Here is a 20,617-nt window from a genome sequence, read left to right as displayed (position 1 = left end):
ACGTAGTTCACTCCTCGCAGACGGGAGGCACCCTTCGTGGATGCACTCGACCTGGCCCGCTGGCAGTTCGGCATCACCACCGTCTACCACTACTTCTTCGTGCCGATCACGATCGGACTCAGCCTGCTCGTGGCCGTCATGCAGACGCAGTGGATGCGCACCCGGAACCCGCAGTGGCTGCGGCTGACGAAGTTCTACGGCAAGCTCTTCACCATCAACTTCGCGCTGGGCCTGGTCACCGGCATCGTGCAGGAGTTCCAGTTCGGGATGAACTGGTCGGACTACTCGCGCTTCGTCGGCGACATCTTCGGCGCCCCGCTGGCGATCGAGGCACTGCTGGCGTTCTTCCTGGAGTCGACCTTCCTCGGGCTGTGGATCTTCGGCTGGGGACGGATCCCGGAGAAGCTGCACGCCGCGGCCATCTGGCTCGTGCACATCGGGACCCTGCTGTCGGCCTACTTCATCCTCGCCGCCAACTCCTTCATGCAGAACCCCGTCGGCTACCGGCTCAACCCGGAGACCGGCCGGGCCGAGCTCACCGACTTCCTCGCGGTCCTCACCAACCCGGTGCAGCTGGTGACCTTCCCGCACGTCATCGCCGCGGCCTACATGACCGGTGGCGGTTTCGTCCTGGCCTTCGCGATGTGGCACCTGTGGCGCGGCGCCACCCCGGGGACGGACAAGCCGATGTACCGCAAGGCCGCCAAGCTCGGTGCCGTCACCGTGCTGGTCGCCTCCCTCGGCGTCATCGTGTCCGGTGACCTGCAGGGGAAGGTGATGACCGAGGTGCAGCCGATGAAGATGGCCGCCGCCGAGGCGCTCTACGAGGACGTGCCCGAGGGTGAGGGCGCCCCGTTCTCCATCGTCACCATCGGCACCCTCGACGGGAGCGAGGAGGTCTGGGCGCTGACCGTGCCGAAGCTGCTGTCCTACCTCGCCACCGGGACCCTCGACGGCGCCGTGGAGGGCATCGACCACATCCAGGACCGCTACGAGCTGACCTACGCCGGCTCCGAGCTGACCGCCGTCGAGGACTACCGGCCGGTCATCCCGGTCACCTACTGGACCTTCCGCCTCATGATGGGGCTGGGCTTCGCGGCCATGGCGATCGCGGCCGCGGTCCTGTGGGTGCTGCGGGGTCGGGGCAGCGAGACCGACGAGCAGCGGCTCGGGCACCGGATGTGGGGCTGGGCCGGGCTCCTCGTGCTGCTGCTGCCGCTGCTGGCCAACACCTTCGGCTGGATGTTCACCGAGATGGGGCGCCAGCCCTGGCTCGTCATGGGCCTCATGACGACCCAGACCGGCGTCTCCCCGGGCACGACCGCCGCCGAGGTGCTGACCTCGATGACCGTCTTCACCCTCCTCTACGGCGTGCTCGCCGTCGTCGAGGTCGGTCTCCTCCTGCGCTACGGCCGGGCCGGCGCGGAGCAGGTGCCCGAGGACGCGTCCTACGACCCCCGGACCCGCGACGACGACGACGCGTTCGTCTTCACCTACTGAGACAGGGACGTCATGGAACTCACCACGATCTGGTTCATCCTCATCGCCGTCCTCTGGGTCGGGTACTTCTGCCTGGAGGGCTTCGACTACGGCGTGGGCATGCTGCTCCCGGTGCTCGGCCGAGACGAGACCGAGGGCGAGGCCCCGCACACCGGGGAGACCCGCAAGCGGCAGATGCTCTCGGCCATCGGTCCGTTCTGGGACGGCAACGAGGTCTGGCTGCTCACCGCGGGCGGGGCCATCTTCGCCGCCTTCCCGCACTGGTACGCCACCCTCTTCTCCGGGTTCTACCTGCCGCTGCTGCTCATCCTCGTCGGGCTCATCCTGCGCGGCGTGGGGCTGGAGTACCGCGGCAAGGTCGACTCCCCCGCCTGGCGGGCCAGGATGGACGCCATGGTGGTCGTCGGGTCCTTCGTCCCGGCGCTGCTGTGGGGGGTGGCCTTCACCAACATCGTGCTCGGGGTGCCCATCGACGCGGACATGGAGTACGTCGGCGGGTTCTGGAACCTCCTGGGTCCGGTGGCCCTGCTCGGCGGGCTGACCACGCTCACCCTCTTCCTCACCCACGGCGCGCTCTTCGTGGCGCTCAAGACCGACGGCCGGCTGCGCCACGACGCCCGGGCGCTGGCGCTGCGGCTGGGGGCGGCGAGCGCCGTGCTGGCCGTGCTGTGGCTGGGCATCCTGCACGTCCGCACCGGGACGACGGCCTCCTGGCTGGTGGCCGGGGTGGCCGCGGCCGGCCTGGTGGGCGGGCTGCTCGCGGCGGCCCGTGGCCGGGAGGGCTGGGCCTTCACCGGCACCTTCGTCGCGATCGCGCTGGCCACCACGTCGCTGTTCCTCGCGCTCTTCCCCGACGTGATGCCCTCCAGCCTGGACCCCGCCTGGTCGCTCACGGCGGAGAACGCCAGCTCGAGCCAGAAGACGCTCGGCATCATGACGGTCGTGGCGCTCGTCTTCACGCCCGTCATGCTGCTCTACACCGCGTGGAGCTACTGGGCGTTCCGCAAGCGGGTGTCCGGGCACCACATCCCCACCGGGGTCCACCACGCGGCCGTCGTCGACGGCGGCGAGCGGGCCGGGGCGGACCGCTGACGTGACGGCACCGGAGCGCTGAGCCGCGTGCGACCCTTCGACCCTGCCCTGCTGCGCGCGCTCCCGGCGACCCGCGTCCCGGTGGCCTCGCTGTCCGTGGTCGGCATCCTCACGGGGGTCGTCGCGATCGCGCAGGCCCTCACCCTGGCCCTCGTCGTGGGGGCGGTGGTGCGGGGTTCGCGCGAGGAGCTCGCGTCATACCTCGGCTGGCTGGTCGCGGTGCTCGTCTTGCGCGGCGTGCTCGCCGGGACGGGTGAGCTCGTGGCGCGGCGCGCCGGGCTGCGCATCGTGGGCATCGTCCGGGAGGCGCTGCTGCGGCACTGGCTGGGGCGACCGGTCGAGGCCCGGCCCCGGACCGAGGTCGCGGTGACCCGCGCCACCGACGGCGTCAGCGCCCTCGAGCCGTATGTCGCGCGCTACCTCCCCGCGCTCGTCACGGCTGCCGTGGTGCCGGCGCTGACGCTGGTCGCGCTGGTCGTGGTGGACCCGTGGAGCGCGCTCATCGTCGTGCTGACGCTGCCGCTGCTGCCGCTCTTCGCCGCGCTCATCGGGATGCACACGCGGGACGAGACCCAGCGCCGGTGGGGCGCGATGGAGCTGCTGGCCGGACACTTCCTCGACGTCATGAAGGGGCTCCCGACGCTGGTGGCCTACGGCCGGGCCCGGGCGCAGGTCGAGGTGGTCCGCGAGGTCGGCGAGCGGCACCGGCGGGCGAGCGTCGCGACCCTGCGCACGGCCTTCCTGTCGACGGCGGCCCTGGAGCTGCTGGCGACGATCTCCGTCGCCATGGTGGCCGTGGCCGTGGGGCTGCGGCTCGCGCACGGCGGGATGGACCTCGTCGTCGGGCTCACCGCGATCCTGCTGGCGCCCGAGGCGTACTGGCCGGTCCGCCGGGTCGGCGCCGAGTTCCACAACGCCGCCGACGGGGCGCAGGTGCTGGAGGAGCTGGCGGCCGAGGGGGTGCTGGGGGGCGCGGCGGCGCAGGGCCCCGGTGGGCGTGCGGCCGGGGGGCCGATCGGTCTCACCGAGGTGTCCTACGCCCACCCCGGCCGGGTCCGCACGCTGACGGAGCTGTCGCTGCGCACACCGCCCGGCCCCGGTGTCACCGCGCTCACCGGCCCGAGCGGAGCCGGCAAGACCACGGTGCTGGAGCTGCTGGCCGGGCTGCGCACCCCCGCCGCGGGGGCGGTCAGCGCACCCGCGGCACACCTGGCGACCCAGCGGCCGCTCCTGCTGCCGGGCACCGTGCGCGACAACCTGGCGATCGCCGACCCCGACGCGACCGACACGGCGATGAGGGAGGCCTTGGACCGGGTCGGGCTCTGGCGCCAGCTGGCGGACCGGCACGGGCTGGACACCTGGCTCGGCGACGACGGCGTCGGCCTGTCGGCCGGTCAGCGGGCGCGGCTGGCCCTGGCCCGGGCCACCCTCTCACCCGCACGGCTGCTCCTGCTGGACGAGCCGACGGCCAACGTGGCGGTAGACGGCATACCCCGGCTTCACCAGGTCATCACCGAGCTGGCGGAGACGCGACGCATCGTCGTCGTGACGCACGACTGCTACCTGGCCGCGCTCGCAGACGACCACTGGCGGCTCGAGGGGGCCGCGGAGCCGGCGCCCGGGACCGGGGGGCCCGTCCACCACCTCGCCGCACCCGTCCTGCCCCTGCCCGACCCCGCGGCGGATCCCGAGGCCGACCCCGGGGACGACTCCGACGTCGGCCGCAGGGCCGAGCCGGAGGCCGATGCGGTCCCGCGCCCCGGGGAGGTCGCCCCCGTCCGGACCCCCCGCGGCCGCCGCGGCCTGGCGCTGGCCTGCCTGCTCGGTGGTGCCTCCGTCGGCTGCGGCGTGGCCCTGACGGCGACCTCGGGGTGGCTCATCGTGCAGGCCTCGACGATGCCGGTCGTGCTCACGCTGCTCGTGGCGATCGTGGGCGTGCGGGCGTTCGGCATCTTCCGCCCGGTGTTCCGCTACGCCGAGCGGGTGGTCAGCCACGACGTCGCCCTGGACGACCTGTCGGGCCGACGGGCGGACCTCTACGCCGCGCTCATCCCGCTCACCCCGGCCCGCCTGGGCCGGCGCAGCCGGGGCCAGGTGCTCACCGCCGCCGCCCGGGACCTCGAGGACGTCGTCGACGAGCACGTGCGGGTGAGCGTGCCGGGGTGGTCCACGGGCATCGCGACCCTCGTCGGGGCGGCGGTCGCCGGCTGGCACCTGCCGGCCGCCGGCCTGGTGGTCGCGACCGGAGGGCTGGTCGTCGCCCTCGTCGGCCTCCTCGGGTATGCCGCCGAGCGCCCCGCCCAGGACGCGGCGGTCGCGCGACGCGGCGAGGTGCGCGACCGGGCCACCGCACTGGCCGCCCAGCTGCTCCCCGTCCAGGCGGTCAGTGGGCTCGCCGGAGAGCACCGGCAGCTGCTCGACCCCGTGCTGCGGGCCGAGGAGGCGCACCGCCGTGGCGAGGCGCGGCTCACCCGGGCCCGGGCGGCGGGGCTGGTGGCCACGTGGGTGGTCGTCGCGGCGACCGCCACGGCCGTGGCGCTGCTGGCGTTCGACGCGCGGGCCGTCGGGGCGCTGAGCGGCCCCTTCGCGGCGCTCGTCGCGCTGGTGCCGCTCGCGCTGGCCGACGCCTGGGCGGGGGTCCCCGACGTGGCGGGCGCGCGGGCCCGGGCCCGGTCGGCACGGGCCCGCCTGGACGCGCTCGTCGACCAGACGCCGGCCGTGGCCGGACGCGGGACCGCCGCGGCGCCGACGGGACCGCCGGCGCTGCAGCTGCGGGGCGTCTCCGCACGGTGGTCGCCCGTGCCGGAGCACCGTGCGGCACCCGACCTGTCCCCGCTCGACCTCGACGTGCAGCCGGGCGACCGCATCCGCCTCGCCGGGCCCAACGGGGCCGGCAAGTCGACGGCCCTGGCCGTGCTCGCGCGCCACCTCGACCCGGACGGTGGCTGCTCCCTCGTGTCCGGCGCGGACGGGGACGCAGTGAGCCGGCACGGCGCGGACGTGCGGGGGCTGGACCTGGACCAGACCCGCGCGCTCGTGGCCGTCGTCGACGACGAACCGCACGCCTTCGCGGGGTCGGTCCGCGCCAACCTCGTGCTCGCCTCACCCGGCGCGACCGACGGCGAGGTGCTCGACGCGCTCGCGGCGGTCGACCTCGGCGGCTGGTTCGCCACCCTCCCGCGCGGCCTGGACACCCCCCTGACCGGCCTGTCCGGCGGGGAGCGCAGCCGCCTCGCGCTGGCCCGCGCGCTGCTGTCCGGGCGGTCGGTCGTCCTGCTGGACGAGCCCACCGCGCACCTCGACGACGCGACGGCCGAGCGCTCGCTCGGCGGGTTGCTGGCCGGTCTCGGCAGCGGCCGCTCGGTCGTGCTGGTGAGCCACACCGCACCGGTCACCGGCCGCTGGACCGACCACCGGGTCGGCCGGGACGCCCCCGAGGCAGCGGACGACCGAGCGGTCCCGCAGCACATCGGCTAGGTTGCGGGGCATGGACACCTCGACCGTCGTCTGGATCGTCGTCATCGCCCTCGTCGTGGTGGCGGCGCTCGCCGTCTGGGCGATGATCGCTCGCAACAAGCGGCTCGCGGCGGCCCGCGAGGAGGCGGCGGGGCTCCGGGAGAAGGCGCAGTCCGGCGAGTCCTACGCGCAGAGCGCCGAGGAGCGGGCCCGTGAGCTGCAGGGCAAGGCGCGCGAGGCGCAGCTGCACGCCGACCAGCTGCACCGGGAGGCCGAGGAGGCCACCCGCATCGCCCGGGAGCACCGCGACCGCGTCACCGGCGACTACGTCAACGCCGACGAGATCGACCCGGACGCCAAGAAGCGCTGAGCCTGCCGCGCCTCGACCGGTGCCGCCCCGCCCGAAGGACCGGGGGCACGTCGTCGGCGAGACTCAGCGCCCCTCCACCGGAAGACCCGTGTCCCGCACCAGGTAGAGCCACGGGAAGGCCCTGGCCCCTACCTGCCACCCGTCGGTGAGGTAGCTCGAGGTGGTGCGCGCCCACAGCACCCGGCGGTGCTCCCACCGGGTCGCCGTCCGCACCATCCGGTGCCGGAACATGCCGGCCTCGACGGTGTGCCAGCCGAGCTGGCCGGCGAGCTCGAGCTCGCCCAGCTCGTCGACGGCGGTGACCGGACCGAGCCACCGCTCGTCCGGACGCTCCGTGCTCCCGGCGCTCGGACCTGCGTCGTCGGCGACCCCGGTCCGACGACCAGCCCCGCCGAAACGCTGCTGGGCGCCCTGCCTGCTCAGCCCCAGCTCCTGGCCGAGGGTCGCCCAGCTCTGCCCGCCGGAGCGGGCGGCGGTCACCGCCTGCTGCAGCAGCTCGCCGCTCACCTCGTGGGCCAGCGCGGCGCGGCGCACCAGACGGAGGTGGTCGTCGCCGTCCAGCGTCTGACCCCCCGGTTCCGGACCGCCGTCGAGGATGACGTGCCCGATCTGGGCGGCGAGGTCCCCCTCGGGGTGGGCCTGGCTCACCGGGGGTCCCGGGTGTCGGGAGCGGGCCCGTCGTCGGCACCGTCGCGGCTGGGCAGCCAGTGCCGGTCGTCCTCGCCCTGTCCCCGGCTGCGTCGGTGCCACATCGCGGCCCCGACCAGGTAGGCACCGGCGACCATGAGCGCCAGGGTGGCGCCCTGGAAGAAGCCGTGGACGAAGCCGGAGTCGACGGCGCGGCTCAGCGCGTAGGTGACGAAGCCGATGGCGATCGCGACCAGGCCGGCGGTGAGGCGGACCCGGGACATCGCGGTGGCGGCGGAAGGAGTGGTCATGCGTCAACCATACGTTGACACTCGGAGAACGTCAACGTCATGTTGACGCCATGGCCGCCGGGGTCCAGGCGCCCGTGCGGCGTCGTGCCGCGCCCCTGCCAAGATGGGTGCATGCCGCTGCCTCCCGCCCGCACGCCGCTCGCCGAGCTCTCTCCCACCATCGCCCTGGGCGCCCTGGACGGGAGGTACCGTGGGGCGGTCGCGCCGTTGGTCGACCATCTCTCGGAGGCCGCTCTCAACCGGGCACGCCTGCACGTCGAGGTCGAGTGGCTGCTGCACCTGGTGCAGCACGAGGTGGTGCCGGGAGCGCCGGGCATCTCCGAGGACGAGCGGGCGGCGCTGCGGGCGCTGGTGGTCGACTTCGACGCCGACGCCATCGCCGAGCTCCGGGCCATCGAGGCCGAGACGGTGCACGACGTCAAGGCGGTGGAGTACTTCCTGCGCGGGCGGCTGACCACCCTGCTCGCCGGGTCCGGGGTCGGCGACGGCGCCGCGCGCGCCGAGGCCCTGGGACAGCTCATCCACTTCGCCTGCACCAGCGAGGACATCAACAACACGTCCTACGCCCTCATGGTGCAGGGCGCCGTCCAGGAGGTCTGGCTGCCGCGGGCGCAGGCCCTGGTGGGCCAGCTCGCCTCGATGGCCCGCGAGCTCGCCGAGGTGCCGCTGCTGGCGCACACGCACGGCCAGCCGGCCACCCCCACGACGATGGGCAAGGAGCTGGCGGTGCTGGCGCACCGGCTGACGCGACAGCTGCGCAGGGTCGAGGGGGCGGCATACCTGGGCAAGCTCAACGGGGCCACCGGCACCTACGGCGCGCACGTCGAGGCGGTGCCGGGGGCGGACTGGCAGCGGCTCAGCCGGGACTTCGTCGAGCACCTGGGGCTGACCTGGAACCCGCTGACCACGCAGATCGAGAGCCACGACTGGCAGGCCGAGCTGTACGCCGACATCGCGCGGTTCAACCGGATCCTGCACAACCTGGCCACCGACGTGTGGACCTACATCTCCATGGGCTACTTCGCCCAGGTGCGCGGACAGGGCACCGTCGGCTCCTCGACCATGCCGCACAAGGTCAACCCGATCCGCTTCGAGAACGCCGAGGCCAACCTCGAGGTGAGCAACGCCCTGCTCGACGTGCTCGCCTCGACGCTGGTCACCAGCCGGCTGCAGCGCGACCTCACCGACTCCTCGATGCAGCGCAACGCGGGCACCGCGCTCGGGCACAGCCTGCTGGCGCTGGACAACGTCAGCCGCGGGCTGGCCGGGCTGGACGCCGTGCCGGAGGCGATGGCCGCCGACCTCGACGCCAACTGGGAGGTGCTCGCCGAGCCGGTGCAGTCGGTGATGCGGGCGCTCGCCGCGCGCGGGGTGGAGGGGATGAGCAACCCCTACGAGCGGCTCAAGGAGCTGACCCGGGGGCGGCGCATCGGGCAGGCCGAGCTGGTCGAGTTCGTCCGCGGCCTGGGGCTGCCGGCGCAGGAGGAGGAGCGGCTGGTCGCGCTCACGCCGGCGACCTACGTCGGTCTGGCGCCGGACCTGGTCGAGCACCTGGGGGACGCGTGATCCTCCTGCCCGCCGAACGTCTGGGCGACGCGGAGGCGCACTTCGCCCAGGCCGGGTATGCCCTCACCACCATCACCACCCCACCCGCCGGAGGGTTGCGGGAGACCCAGGCGCAGCTGGCGCACGCGCTCCGGCTGCCGGAGCCGGCCTCGACCAACCTGGACGCGATGGCCGACACGCTGCGCGACCTGCGCGACCTCTGGGACGGTCAGGAGGTGGCCCTGCTGTGGCAGGAGGCGGGGGCGCTGGCGGCCCGTGACGGTCGGGCGTGGTGGATCCTGGCCGAGATCCTCGACGACGCCGACGCCCTGGCCGTGGTGGCCTTCGGGGCGGTGCGGACCTCCGAGCGGCCGTGACCCGGTTCCGGGTGGTCTCCGCCGCCGTGCTCGTGGTGCTCGCAGCCCTCGTGGTGTGGCTGGCGCTCGGGCGGGTCAGCGGGGTGGGGGAGCCCTCGGCAGGGGTGGGGGAGCCCTCGGCAGGGACGGGTGAGCCGTCGGCGACGGTGACGGGCGAGCCCGCTGCTGAGGACGCGGCGGGGCGCGGCGCCCAGGGCACGGACACCCGCGCCTGGGACGACGTCGACGCCTGCACCGACGGGGTGCTGCCGCCCGAGCTCGAGCCGGTGGTCGACGACGTCGAGGAGGGCGGGCCCTACGCCTACCCGGAACGGGACGGGTCCACGTTCAGGAACCAGGAGGGTCTCCTGCCGCAGGAGGAGCGGGGGTACTACCGGGAGTTCACCGTCCAGACCCCGGGCCTCTCGCACCGCGGCGCGAAGCGGGTGGTCACCGGTGGGGACGAGGTCGACCCCGAGGTCTGGTACTACACCGACGACCACTACGAGAGCTTCTGCGAGTTCGCCCCGGCGGGCTGAGGCTGCCGGTCCCGCCGGTGGTGGTTGGATGCGGGTATGGCGCGGCGCGCGACGTGGTCGCAGTACAGGGAGTCCATCGGGGACCGGTCCGAGCTGTTCGCCGCCGTCGCCGACCTCCGCCCGGTGGAGGAGGCGCTCTACCCGGGTAGCTACGTCGACCTGTCACCGTCCACCGCGATCGCCTCGGTCACCTACGTGGACACCGACGTCCGGGCGGCGAGGTTCTTCGCCGACACCGACCTGGTGCAGCAGGAGCTGTCGGGACGGACCCGGCCCGGCGCCGGGGCTCGGGTGCGCTTCCTCGAAGCCGACTACACCGGACCGTTGGAGGTCCCGCAGCGCAGCGTGGATCTCATCGTCTCGCTCTACGCCGGGCCCGTCTCGGAGCACACCCGCCCCTACCTGCGCCGCGGAGGACGTCTCCTGGCCAACGCCAGCCACGGCGACGCGAGCCTGGCCGCCCTGGACCCCGCCTGGACCCTTGTCGCGGTCGTCGACCACCGCGACGGCCGCTACCGCGTGTCCACCGAGCGGCTCGAGGAACACCTCGTCCCCCGACGCCCAGACCTGGCCGACGCGGAGCGCATCCGCGCCAGCGGCCGCGGGGTCGCCTACACCCGATCGGCCTCCGCCTACCTCTTCGAGCTGGGCTGACGCTGACGGGCGGTGGCCACGCTCCGCGTGTCAGCTCCCCGTGGGCCGCCGCTCTCGGCTCTCGTCACTCCCCTGCCGAACCTCGGGCCCGCCAGGCGGCATACGCGAGCGCGCCCGAGGCGGGCGTCCAGATGGCCCGCTCGAGGGCGGAGCGGGACATCGCGTTCGGGACGACGGCCACCGACATCAGCCCGGCCACCGCGGTGAGGACGCCGCGCCGCACCCGTGGCGGTGTCCGCTCGCTGGCGACGGTGACGGCCACACCGGCGTAGACCACCGTGGCCCCGGCGCTCACCCATCTCAGCCGTCGCGGCAGCACCCCCTCGTGCTGGCCGCCGTAGCTCGCCCGGCCCCACGGCGCGCCCAGCGCCAGGGCCAGCTGGAACGCGGCCACCCCACCCAACCCCAGGGCAGTGACCGTCCGGTCCCGTGTCGACATCGCCTCTCCTCTCGACGTCCCCTCGACGGGCTCCGGCACGTGGCGGTCACCGGGCGGACACCGGGGACCGGGTGCCGCCCACCTCGCCGCGCTCCCGCCAGTCAGACTAGTCCCCCCCGCCCACCTGCCCCGGGCTTCCTGGGCACGCTCCAGGGTCGTTCGCCGGAGACGTCACGATGAGTCACCCTCAGAATCAGCGCGCCACCGAGTCACTCCCCGGATCAGCGAGCCACTGAGTCGCCGGGAGACGCAGTCCGCCGCTGAGTCGTCCTCCGACTCAGTGCGCCGGTGAGTCACCGGCTGCATCAAGGGCGGACTGATTCGCGGGGTCACTCATCGTGACGTCTCCGGCGGGGTACGGGCGGGGGCGCCCCCCAGGCCGGCACGGGCGGGGGCGCCCCGAGGCCGGCACGGGCGGGGGCGCCCCGAGGCCGGCAAGGGCGGGCGGGGCGAGTGTGCCACCGAGAGCTCAGTGGCGGGCCGCGTACCTGGTCATCAGGACGCCGCCGGGGAACGTCCTGGTCTCCACGAGGTCCAGGTGCACCCAGCGGTCCAGGGTCGCGAAGAACGGCGTGCCACCACCCACCAGGACCGGGGTGGTGACCAGGACGTACTCGTCGACGAGGCCGGCGCGCATCGCGGCGGCGGCCAGGGTGGCACCCCCGATGTCCATCGGCCCGCCGTCCTCGTCCTTGAGCCGACGGATCTCGCTCATCGCGTCGCCGGTGACCAGCCTGGTGTTCCAGTCGACCGGGCACGCCGTGGAGGAGAAGACGACCTTCGGCATGGCCCGCCAGCGGCGCGCGTACTCACGGTGCGCCGGGGTGGCGCCGGGCTGCTGGTCCGCGGTCGGCCAGTGGGAGCTCATGTCCTCCCACAACCGGCGCCCGTAGAGCGCAAGCTCCGTCGCACCCACGCGGTCGGACCACCACTCGAACAGCTCGTCGCTCGGCTCGCTCCAGTCGAGGCCACCGTCCGGGGTGGCGACGTAGCCGTCCAGGCTCACGTTCATGGCGAAGGTCAGCCTGCGCACGGCGGTCCACCTCTCCTCGGGCCGGTTCTCTACTGCACCAGACCACGGTGGTCCGCCATTCTCATCGCCGCGACACCGATGAGTGCAGCACGCCGACGCGGTCACACCTGACGACGCCGGCCGGCCACCGAGGACCTCGGCGGCACACAGGCCGACGATCGGCGGCGTGCGGAGGAGAGCCCATGCTGCAGCGCGTCACGGACGACGTCCTGGTCCACCAGAGCGAGCTGCTCCGCAACAACACCGTGGTGGTGCGCGGACCGTCAGGGGTGCTGCTCGTGGACCCGGGGGTCACGGACACCGAGCTGCGCGAGCTCGCCCAAGACCTCCGTGAGCTCGGCGGCCGGGTGACGGCAGGCTTCGCGACCCACCCCGACTGGGACCACGTGCTCTGGCACCCCGACCTCGGTGACGCGCCCCGGTTCGGCACGGCCCGGTGCGCCTCATCTCTGCGCGAGCTGCGCGCACAGCCGGACTGGCGGACCCGGGTGCGGGAGGGTCTGCCACCCGAGATCGTCGACGAGGTGCCGCTCGAGCCCTTCGGCCTCGTCACCGGACTGCCCCAGGGCGCCATCGAGCTGCCGTGGGAGGGGCCGGCGGTGCGGGTCCTCGAGCACCCGGCGCACTCCCCCGGCCACGCGGCGCTGCTCGTCGTCGCCAGCCGCGTCCTCGTCGTCGGCGACATGCTGTCCGACGTCTTCGTCCCCATGCTCGACGAGGCCCGCGAGGGCAGCGACCCGGTCGAGGACCACCTCGCCGGGCTGCGGGTGCTGGAGTCCGTCGCGGACGACGTCGACGTCGTCGTCCCGGGGCACGGGTCGGTCGCCCGCGGACCCCAGGTGCGAGCTCGTATCGACCTCGACCGGGCCTACCTGCACGCCCTGCGCGAGGGGCTGGAACCCGACGACCCGCGGATCGGCCCCGACGTGCCCGCGGGTTGGGAGTGGGTCCGCGACATCCACACTGGCCAGGCGCGGGGCGTCGCGCAGCGCCGCGCCGCCGCGGGGTCGGCCGGCGAGGGGCCAGCCGCCGGCGAGGGATCAGCCGCCGCCGAGAGACCTGCGGCCGGGGAGGCGTCAGCCCGGTAGCTGCTCGCGCAGCGTGACGACCTCGAGCGCCACCGCCCCGGGGTCGAACCGGTCGGCCGGGACGACCTGGTCGACGACCTCCCGCGGCCACCAGCGGGTCCAGGGCGGCAGCAGGCCGTCAGCGCCGGCGAGCCCGGCGAGGTGCTCCCGGAACCGCGCCGGGGCCAGCGGCGCCGACCCGGCCTCCGGCGGCAGGGCTGCATCCACGAAGACGACGTCACGGGGGTTCCTGCCGGCCGACCTCGCCGCCGCCCTCGTGGCCGGGGCGAGATAGCCCGCGTTGCTGTGCGCCAGCACGGTCGCCCCGGGCTCCACCAGCCCGGCCCACTCGCGGACGAGGGCGTGCGGATCGAGCCCCGGGCCGGCCTCCACCGGTGCGACGACGACCTCGGCTCCCGCCTGCTCCAACGCGGAGGCCAGACCGGCATACGTCGACACCGGCAGGAGCGGACTCGGCAGCAGCAGGAAGGAGACGACCACGATCCTGACCCTACGGCCCCCGCCCAGGTCGCCGGGCTCCGTCAGTCCTCCGGTTCGTCGAAGAGGGCGAGCTCCTGCTCGGTCGGTACCTCGAAGAGCTCCCTCCAGGACCGCAGGTCGGCGAGGGTGATCGGCGGGTCCTCGCGCCGCCGGCCGGCGATCCGTCGCCACAGCTCCTCGTCGGGCGCGTCGAGGAAGCGCAGCTCGACCCGCGCGCCCCGGGAGCGCCCCACCTCGCGCAGGGCGTCCCGCTCCCGTCGGAACCACGTGCCCCACTCGACGACGACACCGCGGCGCTCGTCGAGCAGCGTGAGCATCACCCCGTGCTGCTCCCGCTCCACCTCCGCCCGGGCCTCGAGGTCCCACAGCGACATCCCCCGGCGTTCCATCCAGTCGTCGGCGCACAGCCGCACCAGCTGCCCTCGCTCCGCCAGCCGCCGGGCCAGCGTCGTCTTGCCGCTACCCGGGAGCCCGCAGACGACGACCAGCACGGGTCGGCGCGATCCTGCGGCACCGTCACCGGCCATGTGCTCAGGATAGGTCGGTCGAGGACCCGGCAGGGCCGCCATCGCGGTCGACGCCGCAGCCCTCGCGGGAGCATCATCAGGTATGGACCCGGAGCTCACCATCACCGGGGGTGCGGTGCGCGGCGTCGTCCGGGACGGCATCAGCATCTTCCGAGGGATGCCGTTCGCCTCCCTCCCCGCCCCCTTCGACCCCCCTCGGCCCGCCGTCCCGTGGTCCGGCGTCCGCGACGCGATCTCGTTCGGACCACCGTGCCCGCAGGCCACCGACGGTCTCGTCCAGGCGGACGAGGGGTGGCTCACCGTCAACGTGTGGTCGCCCGCCCTGGACGGCAGCCTGCCGGTCATGGTGTGGGTCCACGGCGGGGCCTACCTCCTCGGGACGTCCGGCCTGCCCGAGTACGACGGCACCGTCCTGGCCCGCGACGGCGTCGTCCTGGTGACCTTCAACTACCGGGTCGGGCTCGCAGGCTTCGGACTCATCGACGGCACGGCACCCAACCGCGGCCTCCTGGACCAGGTCGCCGCCCTGCGGTGGGTCCGGGACAACATCGCCCGGTTCGGCGGCGACCCGGACCGGGTCACCGTCTTCGGCCAGTCGGCGGGTGGGGGGTCGGTGGCGGCCCTGCTGGCGATGCCGCTCGCCACCGGACTCTTCCGGCGGGCCATCGCCCAGAGCGTGCAGGGGACGGTCTTCACCCCTGACCTGGCGGCCGACATCACGCGCACCTGTGCCGCCGAGCTCGCGGTGGCGCCGGCCGACCTCCCCGGCCTGGACCCGTGGCTGCTGCCCCTCGCGGCCGACGCCGTGGCGAGCCGGATCGCGGAGCACGCCGGCCGGTGGGGTCGTGCGGCCCACGCGTCCTGCCTCTTCGCACCCGTGGTCGACGGTGACGTCCTGCCGACGACGCCGTGGGAGGGTCTGAGCGGGCAGGTGGAGCTGGTGGTGGGTCACACGCGGGACGAGCAACGCCTGCTCACGATGCTCACCGGGGGCCTCGGTGACCTCACCCGTGACGAGGCCCGCCGGACGGCGGAGACCTTCGCGCCCGACCCCCACCGCTACCTCGAGGCCTTCCCCGACCCCGCTGAGCTCGACGAGGTCGTGCGCTCCGACTGGCTGTTCCGCATGCCGTCGCTGCAGCTCGCGCAGGCACAGCTGCGGGCCGGTGGGCCGGCATACCTCTACGAGCTGACGTGGCCCGCCCCCGGGATGGGCGGCGCGCTGGGGGCGTGTCACGGGGTGGACGTGCCGCTCGTCTTCGGCACCCTGTCCGCGGGCGAGCCGGCCCTGCTCATCGGCGACGCCACGGAGGAGGCGGGCGTCGTCTCGGAGCAGATGCGCAGCGCCTGGGTGGCGTTCGCCGCGACGGGCGACCCCGGCTGGCCCGGCCACCAGACCGGCGCCACCCGGATCTTCGACCTCGAGCCGACGGTCACGGACTATCCGGAGCAGGTCTCGCTGGAGATCTGGCGAGGACACCCACCGGAGGTGCTCGACCTGGTGGCCACGGGCCACGGGTGAGGCCTCGGCACGGTCCTCCCGGGACCGCCGGTGCCCTCGAGGCGGGCGACCCGAGGCCTGCGGAAATACCCTCAGGGGGTATGCTGTTGTCATGGCTGTGAACGGATACACCGGGTCCAAGGAGGACTACCTCAAGCGGCTGCGCCGCATCGAGGGCCAGGTGCGCGGCATCGCCCGGATGGTCGAGGACGACACCTACTGCATCGACGTGCTCACCCAGGTGAGCGCCGCGACCAAGGCGCTGCAGGCGGTGAGCCTCGGCCTGCTCGAGGACCACATCGGCCACTGCGTCGTCGACGCCGCCGCCGAGTCCGAGGAGGCCAAGGACGAGAAGGTCCGGGAGGCCTCCGCGGCCATCGCCCGGCTCGTCCGCAGCTGACCCAGCACGCACCCAGGCGCCGGGCCTAGCGTGCCGGCCGCACCGCATACCCAGGAGAGCACCATGACCGACACCCCGCTGCAGAACCAGACCACCAAGGTCGTCGTCTCCGGCATGACCTGCGAGCACTGCGTCTCCTCCGTCACCGAGGAGCTGCAGGAGATCGAGAACGTCCTGGAGGTCCGCGTCGAGGACCTCGTCAAGGGCGGCGAGACCGACGTCTTCGTCGTCTCCGACGGCCCGCTCGACCTCGGCGCCGCACGGGCGGCGGTCGAGGAGGCCGGCTACACCGCCAGCGCCTGACCCTGCCCCACCCCCGCTCCAGGAGGAGCCGATGAGCACCACCGAGACCGCCACCCAGCACGTCGACCTTGCCATCAGCGGCATGACGTGCGCCTCCTGCTCGGCCCGCATCGAGCGCAAGCTGGGCAGGCTGGAGGGCGTCGAGGCCAGCGTCAACCTCGCCACCGAGAAGGCCAGCGTCACCTTCCCGTCCGCCCTGTCGGTGGCCGACATCGTCGCCACCGTCGAGAAGACGGGGTATGGCGCCACCCCCCTGACCGACGACGCGACCGGACGTGGTCGCGACGGTGGTCCGGCGATGACGCACGACGTGCTCGACCAGGACTCGCTGCGGCGGCGGATGCTCGTGGCCAGCGCCCTGGCCCTGGTCGTCGCCGTGCTGCACATGGTGCCGCCGGTGCGGGAGGCGACGGGGGCGGCCGGGCACTGGCTGCAGCTGCTGCTGACCCTGCCGGTCTACCTGTGGGCGGCATGGCCCTTCCACCGGGCGGCCGCCATCAACGCCCGGCACGGCGCCTCGACGATGGACACCCTCGTCTCGGTGGGCACCACGGCGGCGATGGGCTGGTCGGTCCTCGCGCTGCTCACCGGCTTCACCCACGACCTCTACTTCGAGGTCGTGGCGGTGGTCACCGCCTTCCTGCTCATCGGGCGCTACATCGAGGCGCACGCCAAGGAGCAGGGGCGCTCGGCGCTCACCACCCTCATGGAGCTCGGCGCCAAGGACGTGGCGGTGCTGCGCCAGGACGCGGGCAAGGGCGGCGCCATGGCCACCACCGAGCAGCGGGTGCCCGTCGAGGAGCTCGTCGTCGGTGACCGGTTCGTCGTGCGGCCGGGCGAGAAGGTCGCCACCGACGGGGTCGTCCTCTCCGGCCGCTCGACCATCGACGCCTCCATGGTCACCGGGGAGTCCATGCCGGTCGAGGTCGGACCGGAGGACCAGGTCACCGGTGCCACCGTCAACGGGCACGGGCGGCTCATCGTCCGTGCCACCCGGGTCGGCGGCGAGACGACGCTCGCGCGCATCACCGAGCTGGTGGAGCAGGCCCAGACCGGCAAGGCCCCCGTGCAGCGGCTGGCCGACCGCGTCTCCGCGGTCTTCGTGCCGGCCGTGCTCATCATCGCCGGGCTCACCCTGCTGCTGTGGCTCGTGACCGGCAACCCCTTCACGCAGGGCCTGGCCGCCGCCGTCGCGGTGCTCATCATCGCCTGCCCCTGCGCGCTCGGGCTGGCCACGCCGACGGCGCTGCTCACCGGCACCGGTCGCGGCGCCCAGCTCGGCATCCTCATCAAGGGCCCGCAGATCCTCGAGTCCACCCGGGCCGTCGACACCGTCGTGCTCGACAAGACCGGCACGTTGACCACCGGGCACCCGGTGCTCACCGACGTCGTCACCGCCGGGTCCCTGCCCGCGGACGCCGCGCTCAAGGCGGCCGCCAGCGTCGAGGTCGGCAGCGAGCACCCGGTGGCCCAGGCCGTCGTGGCGGGGGCCCGCGAGCGCGGCGTGCGGCTCGCGGACGCCCAGGACTTCGTCACCCTCCCCGGCGAGGGCGCGCGCGCCGACGTCAACGGCATGCTCGTCACGGTCGGTCGACCCAGCCTGTTCGAGGTCGTCCCCGAGGTGCTGCACGAGGCGCTGGCCCGCGCCGAGGGCACGATCGTCCTCGTGGGCTGGCAGGGCACCGCCCGGGCCGCGATCACCGTCGCCGACACCCCGCGGGAGACCAGCGCGGCCGCCGTGGAGCGGCTGCGCGGGCTGGGCCTCACGCCATACCTGCTGACGGGCGACAACGCGCGCACCGCCGCGGCGGTCGCGCAGCAGGTGGGCATCGACCCGGCGCACGTGACCGCCGACGTCCTGCCGCAGCACAAGTTCGACCACGTGCGGGCGCTGCAGGAGCAGGGCCGGGTGGTGGCCATGGTCGGCGACGGCGTCAACGACGCGGCCGCCCTGGCCCAGGCCGACCTCGGTGTGGCGATGGGTTCGGGGACCGACGTCGCCGCCGAGTCGGCCGACATCGTCCTCATGCGCCCCGACGTGCAGACCGTGGCCGACGCGATCGGGCTGTCCCGGCGGACGCTCCAGATCATCAAGCAGAACCTGCTCTGGGCGTTCGGCTACAACACCCTCGCCATCCCGCTCGCCGCCTTCGGCCTGCTGACGCCGGTCATCGCCGGAGGGGCGATGGCGCTCAGCTCGGTGCTCGTCGTGCTCAACAGCCTGCGGCTGCGGGGCTACGGACGCGTCTAGCCCGACCCGGTCGTGGCAGGCACCCAGTCGGGCGGCGGGCCGTCGCCGACGTCCCACCGCTCGTCGATGGTCCACCTCTGGCCGTCGGTCGTCAGCGTCGCCCAGGTGTCCCGCTCGTCAGGGTCGGCCGTCGGTCCCAGGCGCAGTCCGACCAGCGCGCCCGCCGTGGTCTCCTCGACGACCTCCACGCACGCGTACTCGCCGGTCGGCTCCTCCTCGCACAGGTCCAGGTACCCGCCCGCAGGCAGCTCCTCCTCCCAGAGCAACCAGGCCGCCTCCCAGGCGTCGTAGGCGATCACCCCGTCCTCACCGCCGCCGGGGGCCGGTCCGTCCGACCCCTGGCCCCCGGGGTCGTCGCCGACCCACACCTCGTCGCCGAACGGCCCCGAGCCCTCGCCGAAGCCCTCCTCCAGCCCGGCGCCCTCCGGACCCACCGCCGGCGGGGCCGGGACCACGGCGCCGTCCTCCGGCTGCGGCTCGGACCCGGCGACGGGTGCGCCGGCACCGGCCGCCTCCGCGTCCGCATCGCGGGTGTCGACGGTCACGAGGGGCTCCCCGGACGCGTGCAGCTCGCCCCAGTAGCGGTCGAACAGCGCCAGCCCGGTGTCATCCGCCGCTGCCCCCTGGTGCTCGGCGACCCACTCGATGGAGGCCAGCACGTCGTCCAGGGCGGCCTCGTCGGGGTCGGCGTCGCGCAGGGTGAGCACGGCGGCTCCGTCCCCGGAGATCTGCAGCACAGGATCTCCCGCGAGGAAGGACTCCGGCCCCCGGGAGGCGAAGCAGTAGATGGCCGTCAGCCGGGTGCCGGGCTCCAGAAACGTCGGGTCACCGTGCACACCGGTGGGCGCGGTCCAGCCGTACGCGCACTCGCTGAGGCTGCCCGAACCCTGCCCGGACGTCGTGAACACGTCGACGCGGAGCTCGTCGAAGCCGCGGAAGCTGGTCAGCTCGAGCGCCCGGTCGCCCACCACCTCGAGGTCGAACACCGCGGCCACCCCCAGGAACTCCGGGTTGGCCTCGTTGCCGGACAGCTGGCGCACCGTACGGCCGCCCCGGTAGGTGATGCGCAGGTGGTCGGAGACGAAGGTCGTCCCCGCTCCCGCGAGGACCGTCGGGTCGCCCGGGCACCCCGGCGCCTCGTCGGTGGTGCAGCGCTCCTCGAGGGACAACGGGTACTCACCGCCGGCGGCCACGTCCAGGTCTGCCACGTCGGCTGCCGGTTCCGCGTCGCCGGAGTGGACGACGACGACATTCTCGTCGGCCACGTCCTCACCGCCCTGCCCGCAGGCCCCCAGGACGAGCAGCAGCACCAGCCCGGCCGCTCCTCCGCGGCGCGACGACAGCTTCGGACGCACGGTGCTCTCCTCCGCGACGGGGGCGTTGGGCGCACACGCTAGCGTCGTTCTTGACGCTCTGACAAGGATTTCTTGACGATCCCTTGGCCCGATCGTGAGGGTCGGGAGCTGTCCCGGAGCGCGGGAGCTCAGATCGCGGCGGGCCCCTGGGGCGTCTCGAAGGAGACCTGGACCAGGCACGGGCAGTCGTCGTCCTCGAGGAAGCCGAACTCGATCTGGCTCTCGAACGACCCCTGGGGCTCCCCGGTCAGCCCGAGCCACTCGCGCACCTCGGGGAAGTCCCCGCCGATGGTGAGGCCGGTCAGCCGGGTCGCCGACTCCGCCAGCCGGGACGGGTGGTGGTCGGCGTCGGACTCCCAGCGGACGAAGAACGGCCGGTTGCCGTGGTCGATGACGTTCTTGACGCCGATCTGCCGCCACCGCAGCTGCACCCCCTCCGGGGTGTGCCGGTGCCCCTCGACCGAGGGACGGCCGAGCCGCTCCTCGACCGGGGCGAGGTCGTCGACGGCGACGACCCAGGCCATCCAGCCCCCTCCGGCGGCGGACCGGGCCCGCACGGCCTGGCCGAAGGGCGCCTTGTCCGAGGCCGGGTGGTCGAGCACCTCGACGACCTCGACGTAGCGCTGGTCGGCGAGCGGGAGGATGACGTTGCGGGTCCCGAAGCGCGGGTGCACCCCGCCGTCGTGCGGGGTGACCTCGAGCTGCGCCGCCAGGCGCTCCGCCGTGGCCTGGAGCCCCTCCGGGCCGGCCGCATAACTCACGTGGTCGATACGCATGGCGCTCATCGTGA

Annotated in this window: 21 protein-coding genes; 13 read left to right on the top strand and 8 right to left on the bottom strand. The window is 74.0% G+C overall.

The features are described from left to right. The first annotated feature begins 36 nt into the window (after positions 1-36). The 4 genes from Q0967_RS06325 to Q0967_RS06310 are packed head-to-tail and all read left to right on the top strand — an operon-like array spanning position 37 to position 6,418. A complete protein-coding gene (locus tag Q0967_RS06325) occupies positions 37-1,500 on the top strand; it encodes a cytochrome ubiquinol oxidase subunit I (protein WP_298748504.1) in 1,464 nt (487 codons plus the stop codon). A 12-nt stretch (positions 1,501-1,512) separates the two neighbouring features. Further along, positions 1,513-2,592, top strand: coding sequence for a cytochrome d ubiquinol oxidase subunit II (gene cydB / locus Q0967_RS06320; RefSeq protein WP_298748505.1), 1,080 nt, complete (start codon positions 1,513-1,515; stop codon positions 2,590-2,592). 27 nt (positions 2,593-2,619) lie between these two features. After that, positions 2,620-6,069, top strand: coding sequence for a thiol reductant ABC exporter subunit CydD (cydD, locus tag Q0967_RS06315; protein ID WP_298748506.1), 3,450 nt, complete (start codon positions 2,620-2,622; stop codon positions 6,067-6,069). Between the two features lie 10 nt (positions 6,070-6,079). Continuing rightward, on the top strand, positions 6,080-6,418 hold the full coding sequence (locus tag Q0967_RS06310; protein ID WP_298748507.1) for a hypothetical protein: 339 nt from the start codon (positions 6,080-6,082) through the stop codon (positions 6,416-6,418). Between the two features lie 63 nt (positions 6,419-6,481). Here Q0967_RS06310 and Q0967_RS06305 read toward each other — a convergent pair whose 3' ends face one another. Together Q0967_RS06305 and Q0967_RS06300 are read right to left on the bottom strand one after the other, a co-directional pair. After that, the gene (locus Q0967_RS06305) at positions 6,482-7,066 is read right to left on the bottom strand and encodes a hypothetical protein (RefSeq protein WP_298748509.1); all 585 of its coding nucleotides are present in this window, start codon (positions 7,064-7,066) and stop codon (positions 6,482-6,484) included. Then, entirely contained in the window at positions 7,063-7,356 is a 294-nt protein-coding gene (locus Q0967_RS06300) for a hypothetical protein (protein ID WP_298748511.1), read from the bottom strand. The genes Q0967_RS06305 and Q0967_RS06300 overlap by 4 nt, the downstream gene beginning before the upstream one ends. 111 nt (positions 7,357-7,467) lie before the next feature. Here Q0967_RS06300 and purB point away from each other — a divergent pair, with 111 nt between their 5' ends. Genes purB through Q0967_RS06280 form a run of 4 tightly spaced genes read left to right on the top strand, consistent with a single transcriptional unit; the run spans position 7,468 to position 10,450 of the window. After that, positions 7,468-8,922 (top strand): adenylosuccinate lyase, encoded by a 1,455-nt coding sequence (gene purB / locus Q0967_RS06295; protein ID WP_298748513.1) that lies wholly within the window; start codon positions 7,468-7,470, stop codon positions 8,920-8,922. After that, complete coding sequence (locus Q0967_RS06290) at positions 8,919-9,278, top strand: barstar family protein (RefSeq protein ID WP_298748515.1); 360 nt, start codon at positions 8,919-8,921, stop codon at positions 9,276-9,278. Before purB ends, Q0967_RS06290 begins: the two co-directional genes overlap by 4 nt. Then, positions 9,275-9,796, top strand: a complete 522-nt coding sequence (locus Q0967_RS06285) for a ribonuclease domain-containing protein (RefSeq protein WP_298748516.1) — start codon at positions 9,275-9,277, stop codon at positions 9,794-9,796. The genes Q0967_RS06290 and Q0967_RS06285 overlap by 4 nt, the downstream gene beginning before the upstream one ends. A gap of 36 nt (positions 9,797-9,832) precedes the next feature. After that, positions 9,833-10,450, top strand: coding sequence for a hypothetical protein (locus Q0967_RS06280; protein ID WP_298748519.1), 618 nt, complete (start codon positions 9,833-9,835; stop codon positions 10,448-10,450). Positions 10,451-10,514: 64 nt separating this feature from the next. Here Q0967_RS06280 and Q0967_RS06275 read toward each other — a convergent pair whose 3' ends face one another. Both Q0967_RS06275 and Q0967_RS06270 read right to left on the bottom strand, forming a co-directional pair. Next, on the bottom strand, positions 10,515-10,889 hold the full coding sequence (locus Q0967_RS06275) for a hypothetical protein (RefSeq protein WP_298748521.1): 375 nt from the start codon (positions 10,887-10,889) through the stop codon (positions 10,515-10,517). A 469-nt stretch (positions 10,890-11,358) separates the two neighbouring features. Then, on the bottom strand, positions 11,359-11,922 hold the full coding sequence (locus tag Q0967_RS06270) for a dihydrofolate reductase family protein (RefSeq protein ID WP_298748523.1): 564 nt from the start codon (positions 11,920-11,922) through the stop codon (positions 11,359-11,361). A gap of 182 nt (positions 11,923-12,104) precedes the next feature. Here Q0967_RS06270 and Q0967_RS06265 point away from each other — a divergent pair, with 182 nt between their 5' ends. After that, positions 12,105-13,010, top strand: a complete 906-nt coding sequence (locus tag Q0967_RS06265; protein WP_298748525.1) for an MBL fold metallo-hydrolase — start codon at positions 12,105-12,107, stop codon at positions 13,008-13,010. Here Q0967_RS06265 and Q0967_RS06260 read toward each other — a convergent pair. Together Q0967_RS06260 and Q0967_RS06255 are read right to left on the bottom strand one after the other, a co-directional pair. Continuing rightward, positions 12,999-13,490 (bottom strand): hypothetical protein, encoded by a 492-nt coding sequence (locus Q0967_RS06260; protein ID WP_298748526.1) that lies wholly within the window; start codon positions 13,488-13,490, stop codon positions 12,999-13,001. The genes Q0967_RS06265 and Q0967_RS06260 overlap by 12 nt on opposite strands. A gap of 41 nt (positions 13,491-13,531) precedes the next feature. Beyond that, positions 13,532-14,017: an ATP-binding protein gene (locus tag Q0967_RS06255; protein WP_298748528.1), complete on the bottom strand. Its 486-nt coding sequence runs from the start codon at positions 14,015-14,017 to the stop codon at positions 13,532-13,534. 82 nt (positions 14,018-14,099) lie between these two features. Here Q0967_RS06255 and Q0967_RS06250 point away from each other — a divergent pair, with 82 nt between their 5' ends. The 4 genes from Q0967_RS06250 (at position 14,100) to Q0967_RS06235 (ending at position 18,472) form a co-directional block, all read left to right on the top strand. After that, positions 14,100-15,539, top strand: a complete 1,440-nt coding sequence (locus Q0967_RS06250) for a carboxylesterase/lipase family protein (RefSeq protein ID WP_298748530.1) — start codon at positions 14,100-14,102, stop codon at positions 15,537-15,539. 97 nt (positions 15,540-15,636) lie between these two features. After that, entirely contained in the window at positions 15,637-15,918 is a 282-nt protein-coding gene (locus Q0967_RS06245) for a metal-sensitive transcriptional regulator (protein ID WP_058892257.1), read from the top strand. Positions 15,919-15,981: 63 nt separating this feature from the next. Further along, complete coding sequence (locus tag Q0967_RS06240) at positions 15,982-16,221, top strand: heavy-metal-associated domain-containing protein (protein WP_298748531.1); 240 nt, start codon at positions 15,982-15,984, stop codon at positions 16,219-16,221. 31 nt (positions 16,222-16,252) lie between these two features. Next, a complete protein-coding gene (locus Q0967_RS06235) occupies positions 16,253-18,472 on the top strand; it encodes a cation-translocating P-type ATPase (RefSeq protein ID WP_298748532.1) in 2,220 nt (739 codons plus the stop codon). On the opposite strand, the gene Q0967_RS06230 is transcribed toward Q0967_RS06235, so the two are convergent. Both Q0967_RS06230 and Q0967_RS06225 read right to left on the bottom strand, forming a co-directional pair. Beyond that, on the bottom strand, positions 18,469-19,827 hold the full coding sequence (locus Q0967_RS06230; protein WP_298748535.1) for a hypothetical protein: 1,359 nt from the start codon (positions 19,825-19,827) through the stop codon (positions 18,469-18,471). The two genes, Q0967_RS06235 and Q0967_RS06230, sit on opposite strands and share 4 nt — an antisense overlap. Positions 19,828-19,955: 128 nt before the next feature. Further along, positions 19,956-20,603: a VOC family protein gene (locus Q0967_RS06225; RefSeq protein ID WP_298748536.1), complete on the bottom strand. Its 648-nt coding sequence runs from the start codon at positions 20,601-20,603 to the stop codon at positions 19,956-19,958. Between the last annotated feature and the right edge of the window lie 14 nt (positions 20,604-20,617).

This window comes from uncultured Serinicoccus sp. (assembly GCF_947500995.1).
In the GTDB taxonomy this organism is placed as follows: domain Bacteria; phylum Actinomycetota; class Actinomycetes; order Actinomycetales; family Dermatophilaceae; genus Ornithinicoccus.
This window is presented reverse-complemented; position numbering and strand designations above follow the sequence as displayed.

What these genes read in the sequence shown, in the direction of transcription:
- cydB (WP_298748505.1), top strand. Translation starts at nt 1,513, where the DNA reads ATGGAACTCACCACGATCTGGTTCATCCTCATCGCCGTCCTCTGGGTC.
- Q0967_RS06310 (WP_298748507.1), top strand. Translation starts at nt 6,080, where the DNA reads ATGGACACCTCGACCGTCGTCTGGATCGTCGTCATCGCCCTCGTCGTG.
- Q0967_RS06300 (WP_298748511.1), bottom strand. Translation starts at nt 7,356, where the DNA reads ATGACCACTCCTTCCGCCGCCACCGCGATGTCCCGGGTCCGCCTCACC.
- purB (WP_298748513.1), top strand. Translation starts at nt 7,468, where the DNA reads ATGCCGCTGCCTCCCGCCCGCACGCCGCTCGCCGAGCTCTCTCCCACC.
- Q0967_RS06280 (WP_298748519.1), top strand. Translation starts at nt 9,833, where the DNA reads ATGGCGCGGCGCGCGACGTGGTCGCAGTACAGGGAGTCCATCGGGGAC.
- Q0967_RS06275 (WP_298748521.1), bottom strand. Translation starts at nt 10,889, where the DNA reads ATGTCGACACGGGACCGGACGGTCACTGCCCTGGGGTTGGGTGGGGTG.
- Q0967_RS06265 (WP_298748525.1), top strand. Translation starts at nt 12,105, where the DNA reads ATGCTGCAGCGCGTCACGGACGACGTCCTGGTCCACCAGAGCGAGCTG.
- Q0967_RS06255 (WP_298748528.1), bottom strand. Translation starts at nt 14,017, where the DNA reads ATGGCCGGTGACGGTGCCGCAGGATCGCGCCGACCCGTGCTGGTCGTC.
- Q0967_RS06250 (WP_298748530.1), top strand. Translation starts at nt 14,100, where the DNA reads ATGGACCCGGAGCTCACCATCACCGGGGGTGCGGTGCGCGGCGTCGTC.
- Q0967_RS06240 (WP_298748531.1), top strand. Translation starts at nt 15,982, where the DNA reads ATGACCGACACCCCGCTGCAGAACCAGACCACCAAGGTCGTCGTCTCC.
- Q0967_RS06235 (WP_298748532.1), top strand. Translation starts at nt 16,253, where the DNA reads ATGAGCACCACCGAGACCGCCACCCAGCACGTCGACCTTGCCATCAGC.
- Q0967_RS06225 (WP_298748536.1), bottom strand. Translation starts at nt 20,603, where the DNA reads ATGCGTATCGACCACGTGAGTTATGCGGCCGGCCCGGAGGGGCTCCAG.